This window comes from Pseudokineococcus marinus (assembly GCF_013004605.1).
Lineage (GTDB): Bacteria > Actinomycetota > Actinomycetes > Actinomycetales > Quadrisphaeraceae > Pseudokineococcus > Pseudokineococcus marinus.
Genome location: NZ_JABEMA010000001.1, coordinates 25,720 through 46,958, shown reverse-complemented (window position 1 = coordinate 46,958; position 21,239 = coordinate 25,720). Strand labels below are relative to the sequence as shown.

19 protein-coding genes are annotated in these 21,239 nt (G+C 73.9%); 15 read left to right on the top strand and 4 right to left on the bottom strand.

Annotated features, from left to right (window positions below; all coding sequences use genetic code 11):
* On the bottom strand, window positions 1-194 hold a 194-nt coding region (locus tag HLB09_RS00220; protein ID WP_171201398.1), incomplete at its 3' end, for a MarR family transcriptional regulator.
* A 299-nt stretch (window positions 195-493) separates the two neighbouring features.
* Here HLB09_RS00220 and xylA point away from each other — a divergent pair.
* Together xylA and HLB09_RS00210 are read left to right on the top strand one after the other, a co-directional pair.
* Window positions 494-1,693 carry a xylose isomerase gene (gene xylA, locus HLB09_RS00215; protein WP_171201397.1) on the top strand — a complete coding sequence of 400 codons (1,200 nt, stop codon included), beginning with the start codon at window positions 494-496 and terminating at the stop codon, window positions 1,691-1,693.
* Window positions 1,694-1,917: 224 nt separating this feature from the next.
* Entirely contained in the window at window positions 1,918-2,976 is a 1,059-nt protein-coding gene (locus tag HLB09_RS00210) for a LacI family DNA-binding transcriptional regulator (RefSeq protein ID WP_171201396.1), read from the top strand.
* Between the two features lie 7 nt (window positions 2,977-2,983).
* Here the strand turns inward: HLB09_RS00210 and yicI are convergent, their stop codons facing one another.
* Entirely contained in the window at window positions 2,984-5,257 is a 2,274-nt protein-coding gene (gene yicI / locus HLB09_RS00205; protein WP_171201395.1) for an alpha-xylosidase, read from the bottom strand.
* Between the two features lie 247 nt (window positions 5,258-5,504).
* On the opposite strand from yicI, the gene HLB09_RS00200 reads away from it, so the two are divergent.
* The 9 genes from HLB09_RS00200 (at window position 5,505) to HLB09_RS00160 (ending at window position 16,478) form a co-directional block, all read left to right on the top strand.
* Complete coding sequence (locus tag HLB09_RS00200; RefSeq protein WP_171201394.1) at window positions 5,505-6,803, top strand: ABC transporter substrate-binding protein; 1,299 nt, start codon at window positions 5,505-5,507, stop codon at window positions 6,801-6,803.
* A 122-nt stretch (window positions 6,804-6,925) separates the two neighbouring features.
* A complete protein-coding gene (locus HLB09_RS00195; protein WP_171201393.1) occupies window positions 6,926-7,921 on the top strand; it encodes a carbohydrate ABC transporter permease in 996 nt (331 codons plus the stop codon).
* The gene (locus HLB09_RS00190) at window positions 7,918-8,814 is read left to right on the top strand and encodes a carbohydrate ABC transporter permease (protein WP_171201392.1); all 897 of its coding nucleotides are present in this window, start codon (window positions 7,918-7,920) and stop codon (window positions 8,812-8,814) included. Before HLB09_RS00195 ends, HLB09_RS00190 begins: the two co-directional genes overlap by 4 nt.
* A gap of 102 nt (window positions 8,815-8,916) precedes the next feature.
* Entirely contained in the window at window positions 8,917-10,956 is a 2,040-nt protein-coding gene (locus HLB09_RS00185; protein WP_171201391.1) for a beta-galactosidase, read from the top strand.
* 197 nt (window positions 10,957-11,153) lie between these two features.
* Window positions 11,154-12,437 carry a sugar ABC transporter substrate-binding protein gene (locus tag HLB09_RS00180; protein WP_212755610.1) on the top strand — a complete coding sequence of 428 codons (1,284 nt, stop codon included), beginning with the start codon at window positions 11,154-11,156 and terminating at the stop codon, window positions 12,435-12,437.
* An 8-nt stretch (window positions 12,438-12,445) separates the two neighbouring features.
* On the top strand, window positions 12,446-13,441 hold the full coding sequence (locus tag HLB09_RS00175) for a carbohydrate ABC transporter permease (protein ID WP_322789962.1): 996 nt from the start codon (window positions 12,446-12,448) through the stop codon (window positions 13,439-13,441).
* A 58-nt stretch (window positions 13,442-13,499) separates the two neighbouring features.
* Window positions 13,500-14,405 (top strand): carbohydrate ABC transporter permease, encoded by a 906-nt coding sequence (locus HLB09_RS00170; RefSeq protein WP_171201389.1) that lies wholly within the window; start codon window positions 13,500-13,502, stop codon window positions 14,403-14,405.
* 40 nt (window positions 14,406-14,445) lie between these two features.
* Window positions 14,446-15,324, top strand: a complete 879-nt coding sequence (locus tag HLB09_RS00165) for a ThuA domain-containing protein (RefSeq protein ID WP_171201388.1) — start codon at window positions 14,446-14,448, stop codon at window positions 15,322-15,324.
* Entirely contained in the window at window positions 15,321-16,478 is a 1,158-nt protein-coding gene (locus HLB09_RS00160; protein WP_322789961.1) for a Gfo/Idh/MocA family protein, read from the top strand. The genes HLB09_RS00165 and HLB09_RS00160 overlap by 4 nt, the downstream gene beginning before the upstream one ends.
* Window positions 16,479-16,567: 89 nt before the next feature.
* Here the strand turns inward: HLB09_RS00160 and HLB09_RS00155 are convergent, their stop codons facing one another.
* Window positions 16,568-17,404, bottom strand: a complete 837-nt coding sequence (locus HLB09_RS00155) for an alpha/beta fold hydrolase (RefSeq protein WP_171201387.1) — start codon at window positions 17,402-17,404, stop codon at window positions 16,568-16,570.
* Between the two features lie 141 nt (window positions 17,405-17,545).
* Between HLB09_RS00155 and HLB09_RS00150 the strand changes: the two genes are divergently transcribed.
* Window positions 17,546-17,995, top strand: coding sequence for a MarR family winged helix-turn-helix transcriptional regulator (locus HLB09_RS00150; protein WP_212755608.1), 450 nt, complete (start codon window positions 17,546-17,548; stop codon window positions 17,993-17,995).
* 432 nt (window positions 17,996-18,427) lie between these two features.
* Window positions 18,428-18,958, top strand: a complete 531-nt coding sequence (locus HLB09_RS00145) for a hypothetical protein (protein WP_171201386.1) — start codon at window positions 18,428-18,430, stop codon at window positions 18,956-18,958.
* A 227-nt stretch (window positions 18,959-19,185) separates the two neighbouring features.
* Here HLB09_RS00145 and HLB09_RS00140 read toward each other — a convergent pair whose 3' ends face one another.
* Window positions 19,186-19,611 (bottom strand): hypothetical protein, encoded by a 426-nt coding sequence (locus HLB09_RS00140; RefSeq protein ID WP_171201385.1) that lies wholly within the window; start codon window positions 19,609-19,611, stop codon window positions 19,186-19,188.
* A gap of 405 nt (window positions 19,612-20,016) precedes the next feature.
* On the opposite strand from HLB09_RS00140, the gene HLB09_RS00135 reads away from it, so the two are divergent.
* Both HLB09_RS00135 and HLB09_RS00130 read left to right on the top strand, forming a co-directional pair.
* A complete protein-coding gene (locus tag HLB09_RS00135; protein WP_322789960.1) occupies window positions 20,017-20,790 on the top strand; it encodes a DUF4262 domain-containing protein in 774 nt (257 codons plus the stop codon).
* Window positions 20,791-20,896: 106 nt separating this feature from the next.
* Entirely contained in the window at window positions 20,897-21,226 is a 330-nt protein-coding gene (locus HLB09_RS00130; protein WP_171201383.1) for a hypothetical protein, read from the top strand.
* Window positions 21,227-21,239 lie beyond the last annotated feature (13 nt).

Here is a 21,239-nt window from a genome sequence, read left to right as displayed (position 1 = left end):
GGCCCGGGCGGGTCGACCTCCTCGAGCAGCCCGGCCAGCAGCATCTGGTCGACGAGCGCGGAGACGGTCGTGCGCGTCAGCCCCGTGGCCGCGGCCAGGGACGCGCGCGACGGCGGCTCGGCGGCGGCGACGACGCGGGACAGGAGCGCGGCGCTGTTGCGCTCGCGCAGGTCCTCCTGCCGCGTGACGTCCACGCGCGCACCGTGCCACAGCCCCCGGCGCCCACCGCTCCCGGAACGACGACCCGCGTCCTCGCGAAGGCGACGCCCCCTCCACGCCCCGAGCGCCTCCCACGGCGAAGGCGACGCCCCCTTCACGCCCCCAGCCCCTCCCACCGTGAAGGTGACGCCCCCTTCACGCCGAGCCCCTCCCACCGCGGAGGTGACGCCTCCTCCGGGAGGAGGACGGGCGGCACCCCCCGTTGACGGCGCCCCGCCGACCGCTTATGTTCACTGACTGGACGAAAGCCCGACTCGACGACGAGGAGCCCCCCGTGGCACCCACGCCCACCCGTGACGACAAGTTCTCCTTCGGCCTCTGGACCGTGGGCTGGACCGCCAACGACCCCTTCGGCGCGGCCACCCGCCCGGTGCTCGACACCGTCGAGGCCGTGCACCGCCTGTCGGACATGGGCGCCTACGGCATCACGTTCCACGACGACGACGTCGTCCCCTTCGAGACGACGCAGCGCGACGCCGCCGAGCGCACGCGCATCCTCGACCGGCTGCGCAAGGCCCTCCAGGACACCGGCATGCAGGTGCCGATGGTGACGACGAACCTCTTCAGCCACCCGATGTTCAAGGAGGGCGCCTTCACCGCGAACGACCGCGGCGTGCGGCGCTACGCCCTGCGCAAGGCGCTGCTGCAGATGGAGCTCGGCATCGAGCTGGGCGCCAAGACCTTCGTCATGTGGGGCGGGCGCGAGGGCAGCGAGGTCGACGTCGCCAAGGACGTCCACGGCGCGCTCTCCCGCTACAAGGAGGCCGTCGACCTCCTGACGACGCACATCGTCGAGCAGGGCTGGGACATCCGGATCGCCATCGAGCCGAAGCCCAACGAGCCCCGCGGCGACATCCTCCTGCCGACGGTCGGGCACGCCATCGCCTTCACCCACACCCTCGAGCACCCCCACCTCGTGGGCGTGAACCCCGAGGTCGGGCACGAGCAGATGTCCAACCTCAACTTCACGCAGGGCATCGCCCAGGCGCTCTCGGCGGGCAAGCTCTTCCACATCGACCTCAACGGCCAGCACGGGCCCAAGTTCGACCAGGACCTCATCTTCGGCCACGGCGACCTCATCAACGCCTTCACCACGGTCGACCTGCTCGAGAACGGCTTCCCGGGCGGCGGCCCCGCGTACGACGGCCCGCGCCACTTCGACTACAAGCCGCTGCGCACGGAGTCCACCGAGGGCGTCTGGACGTCGGCCGAGGCCAACATGGCGACCTACCTCCTGCTCAAGGAGCGCGCCCTCGCCTTCCGCGCCGACCCGCGCGTCCAGGAGGCCCTCCAGCAGGCGCAGGTCACCGAGCTGGCGACGCCGACCCTCGCCGAGGGCGAGACCCTCGCCGACCTCGTGGCCGACCGCACCGCCTTCGAGGACTTCGACGCCGACGCCTCGGGCGCCCGCCACGGCGGCCAGGTGCGCCTCGACCAGCTCGCCCTCGAGCACCTCATGGGCGCCGCGAGCTGACGCACCACCGGTCGCAGCAGCGACCGTCCACGACCGCGGGGTCGTCGCCCGTCCGGGCGGCGGCCCCGCGGCCGTCCCGCGACGCGTGCGGACCTCGAGCGCCGCCGCGCGCGGACCGGTGGTTGTCCGCGCCCGAGGCCGTGCCCTAGCGTCGATCGTCGATCCGGATCGACCCGCAGGTCGACGCCGGGAGCGGGGGCTCGACCGAGCAGAGAGGTGGCGACGTGCCGACGAGCAAGGACGTCGCCCGGCTCGCCGGCGTCTCCCAGAGCACCGTCTCCTACGTGATGAGCGGCAAGCGGCCCATCTCCGAGGAGGTGCGGCAGCGCGTCCAGGCCGCCATCGAGGAGCTGACCTACCACCCCAACGCGGGCGCCCGGGCCCTCGCGGGGCGGCGCACGCACGTCGTCGGCCTCGTCGTCCCCTTCGGCGCCTCGGCCGACCCGGGCGGCCTCCTGCCCTTCATCGAGACCATCGCGAGCGGCGCGCGCGAGCACGACCACGACGTCCTCCTCGTCACCGCCGACGAGGGGACGAGCGCGCTCACCCGGCTCGAGGGCCGGCGCCTGTGCGACGCCATCGTCCTCATGGAGGTGGAGGCGCGGGACGAGCGGATCCCCGTCGCCTCGGGCCTGCGGGTGCCCGTGCTCCTCGTCGGCGTCCCGGAGGAGCCCGACGGCCTCGTGTGCGTCGACCTCGACTTCGCCGCCGCCGGGCGCCTGGCCGTGGAGGGCCTCGTCGAGCGGGGCCACCGCCGCATCGCCGTCCTGGGCTACCCGCCGGAGGCCGTCGAGCGCGACATCGGCTACGTGCGCCGCTTCGGCGACGCGGCCCTCGCCGCGGCGTCGGCGGCGGGCGTCGAGTGCGCGCTCGTGTCGCCCGTCGCGCACACCGCGGCCGCCGTGCGGGCCGCCGTGGGCCGGGCGCTGGAGACGGCGCGGGACGGCGACGGCGCGGACGACGACGGCCTGGACGACCCGGGGCTCGGCCTCGTCGTGGCCAGCGGGGGCGCCGTCCCCCTCGCGCTCACGGCACTCGCCGAGCGGGGCGTCGTCCCGGGGCGCGACGTCTCGGTCGTCGCGATGCTCCCGGACGCCACGGCCGCCGCGACGTCGCCGCCCGTGAGCAACGTCTCGACGGAGAGCCGCGACGTCTCGCGCCGCGCCGTGCAGGAGCTCTTCCGCCTCCTCGGCGACGACCCGCCCACCGGCGGCGGCGTGCACCTCGTCACGCCGCGGCTGACGCACCGCCGCACGACCGTCGCCGGGCCCGCCGGCGCCTGAGACGGCGTCAGAGCCGCAGGCGCACCTCGCGGGCCCCCTCCGGCGTGCGGACGAGCGTCGCCGCGTCCCCCGCCACCTGCACGCCCCACCCGCCGCGGCCGGAGTCCGCCTCGACTACGACCTCGTCGCCGTTCCGCGCGATCGTGAAGGTCGTGCCCGGCCCGTCCTCCCGGGGGACGACGACGGTCGAGCGGTGCCCGTCGGGCAGCGCGTAGAGGCGCAGGACGACGCCCTCGTCCCACGCGTAGTCGGGCCGGTCGTCGCGCGCACCGACGGGCAGGACCGTGCCCGGGCGCACGAGCAGCGGCAGCGAGGTGGCGGCGTGCTGCTCGCGCACCCACCGCGGCCCGGTGACGACCTCGCCCGAGAGCAGGGAGGTCCACTCCCCCTCGGGCACGTAGCAGGAGACGACGCCGTCGCCCGACATGACGGGGGCGACGAGCAGCGCGCCGCCGAGCATGTACTGCCGGTCGAGGAAGGCCGCCGTCGGGTCCTCGGGGTGCTCGAGCACCATCGCCCGCGCCATCGGCAGACCGGCGTCGCTGACCTCGCGGGCGACGCCCGCCAGGTAGGGCATGAGCGCCATCTTGAGCCGCGCGAAGGTGCGGGTGACCTCCACGGCCTCCTCGTCGAAGGCCCACGGCACGCGCACCGAGCTCGAGCCGTGGAGCCGGCTGTGCGAGGACAGCAGGCCGAAGGCCACCCAGCGCTTGAAGACCTCCGGGTCGGGGGTGCCCTCGAAGCCGCCGATGTCGTGGCTCCAGTAGCCGAAGCCGGACAGCCCGAGGGACAGCCCGCCGCGCAGGGTCTCGGCCATGGCCTCGAAGGTCGAGAAGCAGTCGCCGCCCCAGTGCACGGGCATCTGCTGGCCGCCGGCCGTGGCCGCGCGGGCGAAGACGACGGCGCCGCCCTCGCCGTGGTGCTCGCGCAGGACGTCGAAGACCATCTCGTTGTAGGCCTGCGCGTAGTAGTTGTGCATGCGCTGGGGGTCGGACCCGTCGTGCCAGACGACGTCGGTGGGGATGCGCTCGCCGAAGTCGGTCTTGAAGGAGTCGACGCCCATCGCCAGCAGGCGCCGCAGGTGGCCCTGGTACCACTCCCGCGCCGCCGGGCTCGTGACGTCGACGACGCCCATGCCCGCCTGCCACATGTCCCACTGCCACACCCCGCCGTCGGGGCGCCGCACGAGGTGGCCTGCCTCGGCCGCCTCGGCGAAGAGCGGCGACGCCTGGGCGATGTAGGGGTTGATCCACACGCAGGTGCGCAGCCCCTTCTCGTGCAGGCGCTCCAGCATCCCCGCCGGGTCGGGGAAGACCGCCGGGTCCCACTCGAAGTCGCACCAGCGGAACTCGCGCATCCAGAAGCAGTCGAAGTGCACGACGGACAGGGGGACGCCGCGCTCGAGCATCCCGTCGACGGACGCCGTGACGGTCGCCTCGTCGTAGTCCGTCGTGAAGGACGTCGAGAGCCACAGGCCGTAGGACCACGAGGGCACCTGCGGCGCCCGGCCCGTGAGGGCGGTGTAGCGGGCGAGCACGTCCTTCGGCGTCGGGCCGTCGACGACGTAGTACTGGAGCACCTGGCCGGGCACGGACACCTGCGCCCGCGAGACGACCTCGGAGGCGATCTCGAAGGAGACGTGCTCGGGGTGGTCGACGAAGACGCCGTAGCCCCGGTCCGACAGGTAGAACGGCACGTTCTTGTAGGCCTGCTCGCTGGAGGTGCCGCCGTCGGCGTTCCAGACGTCGACCACCTGCCCGTTGCGCACGAAGGGCGTGAAGCGCTCCCCGAGGCCGTAGACGTGCTCGTCGACGGCGAGCGACAGCTGCTCGTGGACGAACTCGCCGCCGTCGTCGGTCGTCACCGCACCCACGGCCTTCGCGCGGCTCGCGGTGAGGAGCCGCCCGCCGGAGCGGAACTCGGCCTCCCAGGCGTCGCCGAGGGGCACGCGCACCGACAGGTCGCCCGAGGTGAGGACGCCCGCCACGTCGTCGACGACGACGTCGGGGACGTGGCCGGGCTTCGCCGCCAGGGCGAAGGACGGGCCGACCGACCGGCGGCCGGCGTGGTGCTCGACCCGGACGCCGATGACGCCAGGTGCCGGAGAGCTGTACGTCACGGTGAGGGCCGGCCGGTTGAGGGTGTCGCCGCGACCGCGGACGACGGCGGTGGGCGCGAGGACGGTCATGCGCCCGTCCCCCGCCGTGATCGAGCGGACCTGCCGGGCCCGGAGCACGTGCGCGCCCGGTCGGTCCTGCCAGTAGCCGTCGGTGAACTTCACGCCGCGCCTCGTCCCCATCGCCGTCGATGCGCATCAACCAGCGCATGCACCGCGGACCGTAGACGGCGGCGGACGGCGAGGACAACACCGCCCGCGCCCGACCGGAGAGCACCCGGCAGGGGCCTTGTCGACGACGACGGCGACGCGCTAGCGTCCGCCGTCGATTCGCATCGACACGGCCGTCGACGTCCGCACCCGAGGTGCGCGGCGCCCGCGGACCGCGCCGCAGACCTCGAAGGAGAGATCCATGCGCCCCCGCACCCGCCGCGCCACCGTCGCCGCCACCGCCGCCCTCGTCCTCGGCGCGGGGTTCACCGCCTGCGGCTCCTCGGGCCCCTCCGCCGACGACCCCGTCGAGCTCTCCTACTGGAGCTGGGCGCCGAACGTGGAGCAGGTCGTCGAGACCTGGAACGCCGAGCACCCCGAGATCCAGGTGACCGTCACGGACGCCGGCGGCAACACCGACACGGCGACGAAGCTCGTCACGCAGACGCGGGCCGGCAACGCGCCGGACATGGCGCAGGTCGAGTACCCGACGCTCCCGTCGCTCGTCGTCGGCGAGGTCGCGGCCGACATCACCGAGCACGTCGACGACGCGACGCGCGACGCCTTCACGGACAGCACGTGGGCCCTCACGACCTTCAACGACGCCGTCTACGGCATCCCCCAGGACGTCGGGCCGATGATGATGCTCTACCGCGCCGACCGCTTCGAGGAGCTGGGCGTCGAGGTGCCCACGACGTGGGAGGAGTACGCCGCGGCGGCCGCGCAGGTGCGCGCCGCCGACCCGACGTCGTACATCGGCACCTTCTCCGTCGACCAGACCGGCTTCTTCGCCGGGATGGCGCAGCAGGCCGGCGCGCAGTGGTGGAGCGTCGACGGCGACGCCTGGTCGGTCGGCATCGACGACGAGGCCTCCCTCGCCGTGGCCGACTACTGGCAGGGGCTCGTGGACGAGGACGCGGTGCTGCAGGCGCCCATCCTCACGCCCGAGTGGAACGCCCAGGTCGCCGACGGCGAGATCCTCACCTGGCCCTCGGCGGTCTGGTCGCCCGGCGTCATCGAGGACGTCGCCCCCGAGACCGCCGGCGAGTGGGCCATGGCGCCGCTGCCGCAGTGGACCGAGGGCGACTCCGCCGTCGGCCTGCAGGGCGGCTCGTCGAGCATCGTCACGACGTCGTCGGACCACCCCGAGGAGGCGGCGCAGTTCCTCGCGTGGCTCAACGGCTCGGACGAGGGGGCGACGGCCCTGCTGACGACGGTCAACAACTACCCCGCCGCCACCGCCGGCCAGGAGGCGGCGACGAGCAACGAGCCCCCGGCCCTGGTGGCGGGCCAGGAGGACTTCTACGACCTGGCGGCCGAGGTCGCGGCGGACACGATCCCCGTCACCTGGGGCCCCAACTACAACGTGACGAACGCCGCCTTCGCCGACGCCCTCGGCGCGGCTGTCCAGGGCGGCGGGTCCTACCGCGAGGCCCTCGAGCAGGTGCAGGCGACGACCGTCGCCGACATGGAGGAGACCGGCTACACGGTCACCCGCTGACGCCCGGCGGGCGCACCCCCGCGCCGCCCAGCACCTCGACCGCCAGCACCGCACCACCCAGCTCCCGCCGTCGCGGCTCGGCCGACCGGCCGCGACGGCGGGCCCCACGACCCGGAGGACCCATGAGCGACGCCGCTCCCTCGCCGCCCTCGGCCGTCCTCGGCGAGCACGGCACCGGCGGCCCCCTGCGGGCCCGCACCGCCCCGTCGTCCCGCCGCCCGAGCGGCGGGCACGGCCGCCGCGGAGGGGGCGGGCGCAGCCTCGCGGGCTACGGGTTCGTCGCGCCGGCGGTCGTCTTCTTCGTCGCCTTCTTCGTGCTGCCGGTGCTCTACGCGATCTACCTCAGCCTGCGCGGCGCCCGGCTGACCGGTGGCGGGGCGCTCGGGATCCGGCGCGAGACGTGGGTCGGCCTCGCCAACTACCGCGACGCGCTCACGGACCCGCAGCTGCTCGCGAGCCTCGGGCGGATGCTCGCGATCGGCGTCATCGCCGTGCCGGTGACGCTCGGCGCGGCCCTGCTCTTCGCGCTGCTCCTCGACGTGCCGCGCGTGCGCGCCGTCCGCTTCTCCCGGACGGCGATCTTCCTGCCCTACGCCGTCCCCGGCGTGGTCGCCAGCCTCCTGTGGGGCTTCCTCTACCTGCCGCGCACGAGCCCCTTCGGCTTCACCGGCATCGGCTTCCTCGACGAGCCGGCGCTCTTCGGGTCGGTGGCCAACATCGCCGTGTGGAGCGGGGTCGGCTTCAACATGATCGTCCTCTTCACCGCCCTGCAGTCGGTGCCCCGCGAGGTCTACGAGGCCGCGCGCATCGACGGGTGCGGCGAGTGGCAGATCGCCCTGCGGATCAAGATCCCGCTCGTCGTGCCCGCGCTCGCGCTCACGGGCCTGTTCTCCCTCATCGGCGCGCTGCAGATCTACGGCGAGCCCCAGACGCTGCGACCGCTGACGAGCAGCATCTCCAGCACCTGGGTGCCGCTGATGAAGGTCTACCGCGACGCCTTCACCACGGACGACATCGGCGGGGCCGCGGCGACGTCGGTCGTCCTCGCCCTCGGCAGCCTGCTGCTCTCGCTGCTCGTCCTCAAGGCCGCCCAGCGGCGCACGAGGAGCTCCTCATGACGACCCTGCAGAGCGCGCCCCGCGCGACGACCACCGGACCGTCCCCGGCGCGCGGCCGCGGGCGTCGCTCGACCCGCTGGCTGCCCACGGTCGTCCTCCTCCTCGGCGCGGCGTACTGCCTCGTGCCCGTGCTGTGGGTGCTGACGGCGGCGACCAAGTCCCCCGGCGAGCTCTTCACCACGGTGCCGTTCCGCCCGGGCACCGGCTTCCTCGACAACCTCCGCGGCCTCTTCTCCTACGGCGGCGGGGAGTTCGGCCGCTGGGCGCTCAACAGCGCGCTGTACGCCGGGGCGGGCTCGCTGCTCTCGACGGCCATGTCGGCGGCGGCGGGCTACGGCCTCGCCAAGTTCGCCTTCCGCGGCCGCCGCGTCCTGCTCGTCGCCCTCTTCGGCGGCGTCCTCATGCCCGGCATCACCCTGGCCGTGCCGCAGTACCTGCTCCTGTCGGCGGTGGGTCTGGCCGGGACGTACTGGTCGGTGCTCCTGCCGCTCCTGGTCAACCCCTTCGGCATCTACCTGTGCTGGGTCTTCGCCAGCTCCTCGGTGCCCGACGAGACGCTGGAGGCGGCGCGGCTGGACGGCGCCGGCGAGCTGCGGACCTTCTGGGCGATCTCGGTGCCGATGATGCTGCCCGGGCTGGTGACCGTGCTGCTGCTGCAGTTCATCGGCATCTGGAACAACTTCCTCCTGCCCTTCATCATGCTCTCCGACCAGGGCCGCTACCCGCTCACGCTCGGGCTCTACACCCTGCTCGCGCGCGGCTCGGGCGAGAGCGCGCTGTACAGCCTCGCCGTCACCGGCGCCGCCGTCTCGGTCGTCCCCCTCGTCGCGCTCATGCTCGTGCTGCAGCGCTTCTGGCGCGTGGACCTGCTCAGCGGCGGCGTCAAGGGCTGAGCCGCACCCTCTCCGCCGCCCGTCCGCCCACCCGACGACGCCCGCCCGCACCGTCGCCGCCCGCCTGCCCGCCCGACGCCGCCCGCCCCGCCGGAGGACCCCGTGCCCGACCTGACGACGCCCACCCGCCGGACGCGGCCGTGGCCCACCGAGGGCCTGTCCTACGGCGGGGACTACTCGCCCGAGCAGTGGCCGCGCGAGGTCTGGCAGGAGGACGTGCGCCTCATGGGCGAGGCGGGGGTCAACCTCGTCACCCTCGGCGTCTTCGCCTGGAGCCGGCTGGAGCCCGAGCCCGGGCGCTTCGACTTCGCCTGGCTCGACGAGGTCATGGACCTCCTGCACGCCTCCGGCGTCCGCGTCGACATGGCGACGCCCACCGCGGCCCCGCCGCTGTGGCTGCACCGCGCCCACCCCGAGGTGCTGCCCGTCGACGCCGACGGGCGGCGCTGGAGCCAGGGCGGACGGCTCGGGTGGTGCCCCAGTTCCCCGGTCTTCCGCGAGCACGCCCTGCGCGTCGTCGACGCCCTCGCCGAGCACGTCGCCGGGCACCCCGCGCTCGCCCTGTGGCACGTGTCCAACGAGCTCGGCGGCGGGAACGCGCGCTGCTGGTGCGACGTCTCGGCCGCCGCCTACCAGCGCTGGCTCGCCGAGCGGCACGGCACCCCCGAGGCGCTCGACGCGGCCTGGGGCACCGCCTTCTGGGGTCACACGGCCACGTCGTTCGACCAGGTGCTGCCCCCGCGGTCCGCGGGCGCCGACCTCAACCCCGCGGCGGTCCTCGACTTCCGCCGCTTCTCCTCCGACGCGCTGCTCGAGCACTACCTCGCCGAGCGGGAGGTGCTCGAGCGCCGGACGCCGGGCGTCCCCGTCACGACGAACCTCATGGTCCACGCGGGCGGCGCCGTGGCCGACTACGCCACCTGGGCGCCGCACGTCGACGTCGTCGCGGACGACCACTACGTCGTCGCCGACGACCCGCGCGGGTGGCAGGAGCTGTCCTGCAGCGCCGACCGCGTGCGCGGCCTCGCCGAGGGGCGGCCGTGGCTGCTCATGGAGCACTCGACGAGCACCGTGGTCTACCAGGCGCACAACCGCGCGAAGGCCCCCGGCGAGATGCTGCGCAACAGCCTCGCGCACGTCGCCCGCGGCGCGGACGGCGCGCTCTTCTTCCAGTGGCGGGCCTCCACCGCGGGGGCGGAGCAGTGGCACTCGGCGATGGTGCCGCACGCCGGCCCGGACTCCGACCGCTTCCGCGAGGTCGTCGAGCTCGGGCGGTGCCTGCGGGCCCTGGCCGAGGTCCAGGGGTCGGTCGTCGACCGCCCGCAGGTGGCGCTCCTCGTCGACGTCCCCTCGGCGTGGGCGCTCGAGGGCTTCCCGCTGACGTCGCAGGTCGACCCCGAGGAGCGGCCCCTGGCCCTGCACCGCGCGCTGTCCGACCTCGGGGTCGTCGTCGACGTCGTCCCGCCCGCGGCGGACCTGCGGGACTACCGCGCCGTGGTCGTGCCCGCGCTGCACCTCGTCGACGACGCGGCGGCGGAGGCGGTCGCCGACGTGGCCCGCCGGGGCGGCCACGTCCTCGTGACGCACCTGTCGGGGATCGTCGACGAGACCGCCCGCGTGCGCGCCGGCGGCTACCCCGGCGCCTTCCGCGACCTCCTCGGCGTCCGGTCCGAGGAGCTCCACCCGCTCCAGCCGGGCGAGCGCGTCGGGCTCAGCGACGGCGGCTCGGCCACGGCCTGGACCGAGCTCGTCCGGGCGGTGGACGCCGAGGTGCTCGTGGCGACGGCGACGGGCGCCCTCGCGGGCGCGCCGGCCCTCACCCGGCGCACGCTGCCGGGGGGCGGGACGGCCTGGTACGCGGCGACGCGCCCCGACGCCGCCACCGAGCGGGCCCACCTCGGCGCCTTCCTCGCGGCCGCCGGCGTCGCCCCCCTCCTGCCCGACCTGCCGGACGAGGTCGAGGCGGTCCGTCGGCGGGGTGCCGGCGGCAGCTGGCTCTTCCTGCTCAACCACGGCGACGTCGACCACCGCGTCGAGGGCGCCCGCGGCACCGACCTGCTGACCGGCCGCCACCACGACGCCGCCGTCGTCCCCGCGGGCGCCGTCGTCGTCCTGCGCGAGGAGGCCGGCCCCGCCGCCTGACCGCGGGCCCGGTCCGCGGTGGACCGGCGCGCCCCGGCGCTTGTCGCCGCGCCGGACCGGTTGCTAGCGTCGGCGCCGTCGATCCGTATCGACGGCTCTTGGCGCCCGCTCGTGGCGGTGCACCGCGGCCGACGTCGATGCGCATCACCCGCCCGGCCGCACGGGCTCGGCGGACCCCGGCTCGACGAGGAGCGCACGTGCCCACGAGGACCGCCACCACCGCCGCCAGCAGCACCTCCGGACCCGCCGCCACGGGGCGGTCGAGGCGCACCGTCGCCGCGGCCGCCGCGGCCCTGCTCGGCGCCGTGGGCCTCGCCGCCTGCGGCGGGGGGGACGACGCCGGGTCGGGCGACCCGGCCGACGTCACGAGCATCACCGTCCAGGACACCTTCGTCACCGACCCGGGCGCCACCTTCTACGGCGAGCAGCTCGACGCGTGCGGCGAGGAGGTCGGCGTGGACATCGAGCGGCAGTCGATCCCCGGCGGCGACATCATCTCCCGCGTCCTGCAGCAGGCGTCCTCGCAGACGCTCCCGGACGTCCTGTCGATCGACAACCCCGACGTGCAGCAGCTGGCCGACGCCGGGGCGCTCGCCCCGCTCGACCAGTACGGCGTCTCCGCCGAGGGCTACAGCCAGGGCGTCGTCGACGCCAACACCTACGAGGGCGAGCTCTACGGGCTGCAGCCCACGACGAACACCCTCGCGCTCTTCTACGACCCCGCCGCCCTGGAGGAGGCGGGCGTCGAGCCGCCGACGACCTGGGACGAGCTGCGCTCCGCCGCCGAGACCCTCACCGAGGGCGACCGCTACGGCATCGCCTTCTCGGCCCCGCCGAGCTACGAGGGCACGTGGCAGTTCCTGCCCTTCATGTGGTCCAACGGCGGCGACGAGTCCGACATCGCCACGCCGGAGACGGCCGAGGCCCTCCAGCTGTGGGTGGACCTCGTCGAGAGCGGCTCCGCGTCGCCGTCGGTCGTCACGTGGGGCCAGGAGGACGTCAACGACCAGTTCATCGCGGGCAACGCGGCGATGATGGTCAACGGCCCGTGGCAGTTCCCCGTCCTCGCGCAGAACCCGGACGTGGACTACGAGGTGACGACCCTGCCGGCACCCGAGGCCGGCGGCACCGTCTCCGCGCCCCTCGGCGGTGCGACGTGGACCCTGCCCGCCACCGGCGACGAGGCGCGCCAGCAGGTCGCGGCCGACGTCATCGCCTGCATGGGCACCGACGAGAACATCGTCGAGGACGCCCTCACCAACAGCACGGTCCCCTCCAAGCCCGAGCTGGGCGAGCAGGTCGTCGCCGAGGACCCGCGCATCCAGGCCTTCGTGGACCAGGTGCCCGACCTGCGCTCGCGCACCGGGGAGCTCGGCGCGGAGTGGACGGACGCCGCGACGTCGATCTACGAGGCCGTCCAGACGGCGCTCACCGGCGGGGCGACGCCGGAGCAGGCGCTCGAGCAGGCCCAGGGGCGCTGAGCCGCCCCGTGAGCACGACGACGACGCGGACGGACGGCGCCGCCGCCCGTCCGCAGGACGGCTCGGGCGACGGCCCGACGGCGGACGGCGCCGCGCCGCGCCGGTCGCGCTGGCGCGGGCCGCGCGCCCGGGTGCGCCTGCTCGAGCTGGCGTTCCTGGCGCCGGCCGTGCTGTACCTGCTGGCCTTCTTCGGCTACCCGGTCGTCCAGAACCTCCTCATGGGGTTCCAGGACTACACGACGCGGACCTTCGTCACGGGTGAGGCGCCGTGGGTCGGCCTCGACAACTACGCGACCGTCCTCGGCGACCCCGCCTTCGGCCGGACCGCCCTCAACACGGCGATCTTCACCGTCGGGTCCATCGCGGGGCAGTTCGTCCTCGGGCTAGCCATCGCCGTCTTCTTCCGCCGCCGCTTCCCCCTGGGGAACCTGCTGCGCTCGCTGCTCCTGCTGCCGTGGCTCATCCCGCTGATCGCCGCGAGCGCCGTGTGGGGCTGGATCCTCGACCGCGACAACGGCGTCCTCAACCAGGTGCTCGGCGCCCTGGGGATCGTCAGCGGGTCGCCGGGATGGCTCACCGACACGTCGCTGGCGCTCGTCGCGGTCATCGTCGTCAACATCTGGATCGGCATCCCGTTCAACACGACGATCCTCTACGCCGGGCTGCAGGACGTCCCCGAGGAGCTGTACGAGGCGGGCTCGCTCGACGGCGCCACGGGCTGGCGGGCCTTCCGGCACATCACCTGGCCCCTGCTGCGACCGGTGGTCACGGTCGTGCTGGTGCTCGGCGTCGTCTACACGCTGAAGGTCCTCGACGTCATCCTCGGCCTCACGCAGGGCGGGCCGGCCGGGGCCACGCAGACCCTCGCCGTGCAGTCGTACAACCTGTCCTTCACCCAGTTCGAGTTCGGCCTCGGGGCCGCGGTCGGCAACGTCCTCATCGTCGTGTCGCTGCTCTTCGCCGTCCTGTACCTGCGCGCCAACCGCCGCGCGGTCGACGAGTGAGGTCGCCCGCGGCGCCCCGCCCGCCGCGCGAGCCGGAGACGCCCACCCTGGAGAACCCATGTCGCTGAACGCGTCCCTCCCCGTGCCCGACGCCGCGCGCCCCGCCGGCGACGCCCGGCGGAGCGCCCCGGACGGCGGCGCCCCCGCGCCGGCCCGTCGCCGCCGCCGGAGCTGGGGCTCGACCGCGGTCGGCGTCGCGCTCCTCGCCGTCCTGCTCTTCCCGCTGTACTGGATGGTCAACGTCTCGCTGCAGCCGGCGGGCTCGGCGTCGCGGACGTCGTGGTTCCCCTCCCAGCTGAGCTTCGAGGGCTACCGCACGGCCTTCGAGCAGCAGAGCGGCAACCTCGTGACGAGCCTCGTGGTCTCGCTCGGCGCCGTCGCCCTGAGCCTCGTCATCGCGGCCCCGGCCGCCTACGCGCTGGCGCAGTTCCGCATCCGCTACGCCGGGGTGGTGCTCTTCGGCGTCCTCATCAGCCAGATGATCCCCGGCATCATCGTGGCCAACGCGCTCTACAGCGCCTACAACGACCTCGGCCTGCTCAACACCGTCGGCGGCCTCGTGCTGGCCGACGCGACGGCGGGGATCCCCTTCGCGATCCTCATCCTGCTCGCCTTCATGCGCAGCCTCGAGCCGTCGCTCGTCGAGGCCGCCCGGGTCGACGGCGCGGGACCGATCAGGGCCTTCGTGTCCGTCGTGCTGCCCATCAGCCGCAACGCGCTCATCACCGCGGGGCTCTTCACGTTCCTCTTCGCCTGGGGCGACTTCCTCTTCGCCCTGACGCTGACGACGACGGCCGACGTCCGACCCATCACGCTGGGCCTCTACCAGTACATCGGGACCTACGTGAGCGACTGGAGCACCGTCATGGCGACCGCCGTCATGGCCTCGCTGCCCGCCATCGCGCTGCTCGTCCTCGCCCAGCGGTACGTCGCCGCGGGCGTCACGGGCGGCGCGGTCAAGTGACGAGCAGCCGCGAGCACCACCCCACCCGCAGGAGGAGCGCATGAGCGAGACGACGTACCGCACCTCGGAGGACGGCGCCGCCGGACCCGACCCCGCGCCGCTGCCCCTGCGCGCGCGCCGCGAGGAGCCGCTGCGCGTCCTCGTCTGGGGCGAGAACCGCCACGAGCAGACCGAGCCCGAGGTGGCCGCCCGCTACCCCGACGGCATGCACGGCGCCATCGCCGCGGGCGTCGAGGCCAACCTCGGTGAGCGCGCCGTCGTCCGGACGGCGACGCTCGACGACCCGGAGCACGGCCTCGCCGAGGAGGTGCTCGCCGGCACCGACGTCCTCACGTGGTGGGGCCACGCGGCCCACGACGAGGTGGACGACGCCGTCGTCGAGCGGGTGCACCGGCACGTGCTCGCGGGCATGGGGCTGCTCGTCCTGCACTCCGGCCACTGGTCGAAGATCTTCACGCGCCTCATGGGGACCTCGTGCACGCTGCGGTGGCGCAGCGCGCACGACCGCGAGCTCGTCTGGACGGTGGACCCGACCCACCCCATCGCCCGCGGCGTCCCGCACCCGATGGTCATCGACGAGGACGAGATGTACGGGGAGCACTTCGACATCCCCGCCCCCGACGAGCTCGTCTTCCTCTCGACGTTCTCGGGCGGGGAGGTCTTGCGGTCGGGCTGCACCTTCAAGCGCGGCCACGGGCGCGTCTTCTACTTCTCCCCCGGCGACCAGGACTACCCCGTGTACTTCCACGAGGGCGTCCGCCGGGTCATCTCCAACGGCGTCGAGTGGGCCGCCAGCGACCGCCGCGAGCGCTCGGCGCCGGTGCTGCTGCGCTACGAGACCGAGCGGTTCTGGAGCGGTCACGGCTACACGGGCGCGGTCGACCCCGCGGCGCGCGTGGCCGGGCAGGACGGGGCGTGAGCCACCGCGTGCTCGACCTCGCCCCCGGCGAGCGGCTGCCGGTCGTGTCCGTCGGGGCGGGCGGCATGGGCCGGGCCTGGCTCGAGGTGCTCGAGGCCTCCCCGGACGCCGAGCTCGTCGGCCTCGTCGACCTCGACCTCGACGCCGCCCGCCGCGCCGCTGCGGACCTCGGCCGGCCCGACCTGCCGCTGGGGCGCGACGCCGTCGAGCTGGCGCGCGCGACCGGTGCGCGGGCCGTCGTGGACGTCACCGTCCCGGCCGCCCACCACCCCGTGACGACGGCGGCGCTGGCGGCCGGCCTGCCCGTCCTGGGCGAGAAGCCGGCGGCGGCGACGCTGGCGCAGGCGCTCTCGCTCGTCGCGGCCGCCGAGGTGACCGGCGAGCTCTTCATGGTGAGCCAGTCGCGGCGGTGGAACCCGCAGGTGTCGCTGCTGCGCGACGCCGTCGCCCTGCTCGGCGGGGCGGGCACCCTGACGACGGAGTTCTTCCGCGCGCCCCGCTTCGGCGGCTTCCGCGAGGAGATGGAGCACCCGCTCCTCGTCGACATGGCGATCCACGCCTTCGACACCGCACGGCACGTCCTCGGCGACGAGCCCGCCGCGGTGTGGTGCACGACGTCCAACCCGCCGTGGAGCTGGTACCGCGGCGACGCGAGCGCCGCGGCCGTCGTCATCACGGGCGGCGGGGCGCGCTACTCCTACACCGGCTCCTGGTGCGCGCCGGGCGAGGAGACCTCGTGGAACGGGCGGTGGACCGCCAGCTGCGCCCACGGCTCGGTGCGCTGGGACGGCGACGACGAGCCCGTCGTCGCCGTGGCCGAGGACGCGCCCGCCGAGGTCCGCGCCGGGGTGGACGCGCTGCTCGCCGGGCCGCGCTCGCCCTTCGACGGCATCGCCGGCGCCCTCGCCGTCTTCTGCGCGGCCCTGCGCACCGGCGGGTCGCCGAGCGGCGAGGTGCACGAGAACGCCATGAGCCTCGCGGTGGTCGAGGCGGCCGTCGCCTCGGCGGGCAGCGGACAGGTCGTCGACCTCGACGAGCTCCTCGAGGGCGCCCGCGCCGAGGCCGTGGCCGCCGAGCGCGACGAGCGGGTCCGCGAGCGCCTGCGCGCGTGGCCGGGCGTGCGCGCCGCGCTGGCGGCCCCGGCTCCCGCCTGAGCCGCCGCGCGCCCGAGCGGACGCGCCAGGGCCCGGACCCGCCAGGAGGCGGGACCGGGCCCTGCGTCGTCGTGGTGCGGGGCCCTGCGTCAGCGGGCGAGGAAGTCCAGCAGCCGCTCGTTGAACTCACGGGCGTGGCTCACGTTGAAGCCGTGCGGGGCGTCGTCGACGACGTGCACCTCGCTGCCGGCGACGGCCTCGTGGGTGCGCTTCCCGGACCCCTCGAAGGGCACGACGCCGTCGCCGCCGCCGTGGAGGACGAGCGTCGGCACCGTGACCGACGGCAGGTCGCCGCGGAAGTCGGTGGTGGCGAAGGCCTCCATGCACTCGAGCGTGGCCTTCTCGTCGGACTGCTCGCACAGCGCGATCGCCTGCTGGCGCTGCTCCTCCGTGACCTTGAGGTCGTCGCCGACGGAGAAGAACTGGGTCGTGAACTGGTCGAAGAAGGCCGAGCGGTCGCTCTTGAGGCCGTCCTCGAACTGCTGCGCCGTGGCGTCGTCGAGCGGGCCCTCGGGGTTGTCGCCCGTCTGCGCCATGTACGGCGGGACGGCGGCCGCGAAGACGACGCTGCGCAGGCGGTCCTGGCCGTGGCGGGAGACGTAGCGCGCCACCTCGCCGCCGCCCATGGAGAACCCGACGAGGGTGACGTCGGTGAGGTCGAGCTCCGTGAGCAGCGCCTGCAGGTCGTCGGAGAGCGTGTCGTAGTCGTAGCCGCTGCGGGTCTTGTCGCTGCGCCCGAAGCCCCGGCGGTCGTAGGTGACGACGCGGTAGCCGGCGGCCTCGAGGGCCGGCACTTGCTCGGACCAGGACTCGCCCGACAGCGGCCAGCCGTGGATGAGGACGACCGGGCGACCGGTACCGCCGGTGTCGTCGACGTGGAGGTGCGTGTCCTTGAAGAGCCCGTGGTGGGCGGTGACCTCGGCCATGGTGCGCGTCCTCTCGCTCGACGGGCCCGCTGCGGGAGCGGGTGGTGTGTCGCGCACGACGCTAACGAGGGCGACTGTGTCGCGCACGATGTGCGCCGGGACGTGCCTCCGGACGTGGCCTGGGCGCACTACCCTCCGCAGGTGGCAGCAGCGGAGAGCGAGGTCCCGGTCGACGGACGCTTGTGCCTCGCGCTCTACCGGGCGGCCCACGCCATGGACGCCATCTACCGGGCGCTCCTCGCGGGCTCGGGACTCACCTACCCGCAGTACACGGTGCTGTCGGTGCTGCGGCAGGACGGCCCGGCCCCGGTGATGGCGCTGGCGCGGCGCCTGGGGCTGTCGTCGAACACCGTCTCGCCGCTGCTCAAGCGGCTCGAGGCCCAGGGCCTGCTCACGCGGGACCGGGGTGCGCAGGACGAGCGCACGGTGCTCGTCGCGCTGACGGCGGCGGGGCGGGGACTGGCGGAGGAGCTCGCCGACGTGCCGACCCGGGTCACCGCCGCCTCGGGGCTCACCGAGGGCGAGCAGGACGACCTCGTGGGTCGCCTCCACGAGCTCGCCGGGGCCCTGCAGGCCGGCACCGACCGCTGAACGACGACGGGGCCCACCCGGCGGCCCACGACCGCAAGCCTCACCACCGCGCGCGTCACCCTTGATCGCCTGGGACGGGGTTCATCCCCGAGATGCGCTCACCACCCGCCGAGAGCGCAGCTGTCCTCGCCTGTCGCGACGTCGGACGGCGTCAGCGCCGCCGGCGGTGTCGAGCGGCTCGGCGCCACGTCAAACCAAGGAATATCGGTCGCACATGGAGAGCGGTCAACGACGAGGTGACCGACCCAGGGCCAACGCCACACCAACCTCGCGCCACCTCTACTCGGCGACGTCCACCGACGGACACCGGCACCGACGGACAGTCGTTTCATCATCAAGCCCTGTCCGATCTTTACACGTTCGTGATGATGTGTGAGCGTGTTCGGGCCAGCCGGTGCCCGTGGCACCGGACAGCGACAGCAAGGAGCCCTCATGCGCACGCTGAAGCTCGCCACCACCCTGTCCCTGGCCGCCACCGTGGCCGTCGGCACGTCGATGACCGCACAGGCCGCCTCACCGCAGTACGAGACGGTGACCAGCCAGAGCGGGGTCGCCACCACAGCGGTCGCGCCCGCCGAGGCCAGCGACGCCGAGATGACCACGGCGATCGAGCAGCACCAGCGCACCACCCAGGCCGCGCCGGCCGCAGCCAGCCCCTCGGCGATCGCCGCGACCGGCGACTACTACTCCTACTGCGAAGAGGGCAGCAGCGGGATGATGGTCTGGACGAACAACGCCCCCAGCAACTGCTACGGCTGGTACTACGAGTACCTCGACGGCCAGCGCGTCTCCAAGGTCAACATGCTTCAGCTCAAGGCCAATGACCCCGGCCTCTCGGGCCAGCAGGAGCAGCGCCTCATCGACTGGTGCAACGCCAACGGCTTCTACTGCAACATCGCCAGCGCCCTCATCCCCTTCGGCGCTGGCAAGGTCGGCAAGTACCTCCTCAAGCTGGTCGCCTGACCGAAGGCATCCACCCAACACGACATTCACGCGTGGAGGTGATGGCCCGGCGCACGCGTCGGGCCATCACCTCCACACGTCTCCGCCAGGCGCACGGCCCCCACGGCGGGGCCTCGCCGCCTGCGCCATGCCCCTCCTCCAGCAAGGAAAGTGCCTCCCGGTCGGCGTCCCGCTGTCGCTCCTGATCCGGTGTCGATCTGGTCGTGCGCGGCAGCTCGAGCGCGTGCTCAGCCGGGGCTGGGCGCCGGCCCTCTGCGGGCCCGGTCGCCCAGTAGCGGGTCATCGCCCCACCACCACACCCCGTCGGCGTCCGGGACCATCAAGTCGGCGTTGCGTCCGAGGGGCTCGCCGACATCGCCGATGACGATGTCGTCGGCGAGGTTGACCGCTGGGTCGCCGGAGTGGTTCGCCAGGACGTCCCCGTCGAGCTCTCGGCGCAGTCCCGTGGCGAAGCCCCACCACGGGTGTCGGTAGACCAGGTGCAGTACAGGGACGTCGTCGACGACGCTCGACCACGAGCTCAGCAGGTACGCACCGTTGGCGTCGAAGTGCCCGCCACCGCCCGGACGGGTCTGTGGGTCGAGTTGGCGCACCACCTCGCGGCGAACCCGCTCCGCCCACTCCCCGGGTGTCGACCCGTCGAAGACCCTCACTGTGCCGAGACTGCACCAGCAGGCGACGTCCCGGCGAGGGTCTCGCCCAACGATCGTCAGCGGCACGGCTGATCGGCGCCTCGGCCACGCTTAGGGCCGAGGCGGCGCCGCCGTGCTGACTGAGGAGAGGTGGTGCTGCGATGCGTCGAACGGCGTTCTTCCGGGCTTCGTCGTGCTGCCGCTGACTCTGGTGCCGGCGGCCGTCGGGGGCCCGCTCCTTGTGGTGGACGCCAGCCTGCGTCGGTAGGCGATCGCCGGCCGGACAGCGTCCCGCTGTCGATCGCTGATCGGGACGGTAGCCAAGCGGGCCAGGTGGGGTTCTGCTCACTGCCGGAGGTGCGCGGCCGATGATGCGTCGATGCCACCGTCTCAGATGCACCGCCGCTTCGACCGGGCAGTCCGCTGGTGAGGCGCTGGTGGCGTCGGCGGCGCGAGGACAGCGTCCAGTCGAGGATCGACCGCTACGGGCACGCAGCCCAGTGCGTCATGGACGACGAGCTCGGTGAGGACCGGGTCGTCGCCTACACGGTCGGCTTGTCAGCGCGGGACCATCCGGAGCTGATGTGCACTGGGTTACCGGCTGACTCCGCCGGCTGGCTGCTCAACCAACTGGGCAACCGGGTGCATGCTGGAGCGGTGCTGCGGCACGGCACCGTCCTGGACGCCGGCGAGCCGGGTGAGCCCCACCCCGTCGCCATCATCGACGTCGAGGACGACGACGAGCTCGAAGTGGTCGAGGAGATCTACGGCCACCGCCCCGCGCTGCAGGTCATCTACACCGACTCCACCGGCCGCTTCCCCTGGCACGACGGCTACGCGAACCGACCCGTCGACCAAGACCTGCGCGGACAGGTGCCGGTGCATCTGCTCGCCCTGCCCTGCCCCGACGTGGACCCGTCCCCGAAGGCCGCGGAGATCGCCGGGCTCGTCATCACGAGCCAGGTCGTGCTGGACGGCGCGCCGGTCACCGTGGTCGTGCGCGAAGCAGACGGCGCCTGGTTGCTGCTGGAGACCGACGCCCAGTACGAAGAACCCGACGACCTCCACCTCGTGCACATCGATCACCTCATCGAGGCCGACCCATCGCTCACCGAGGTCGTCGACATCCCTGCCGGTAGCCGCGCCACCCGCGACAGCCGCCACGCACCGTGGGTGCGGTGGCCACTCGGCTCGGCCTAAGCGCCAGCGGTCGCGGCCACGCCATCAGCCATCGCCATCTGGCACGCCCCGCAACCATCGGCGGCTACTTGCCGAAGGCCGACGCCCGAAGGCGCCTTGACTCCTCGTGGTCTGTCCAGACGACGACGAGGTCTTCGCCGTAGTGGTGGTAGTGCCCCTCGTCGTAGCAGCGGAGCACATCCTCAGAAGCGTCCTCGGGCACCGGGGCATCCGAGTAGTCGCCATCGACGACGGCGTGCTCCCACAGGACCTCGCACACAGGGCCCCGCCGAGTCCACCACAGATACCCACCGACTTGCTCGTACCAGTGTTCGACCTCGACCAGGAGGAGCCCGACCTCCGCATCGCCGCGCAGCAGTCGGCCGACTCGCTGGCGGTAGCGGTCGAAGCGCGGATCTGGACGGCGCTGGGAGACGTCAGGACGGTGCGGCATTAGGCAGCGACGCTAC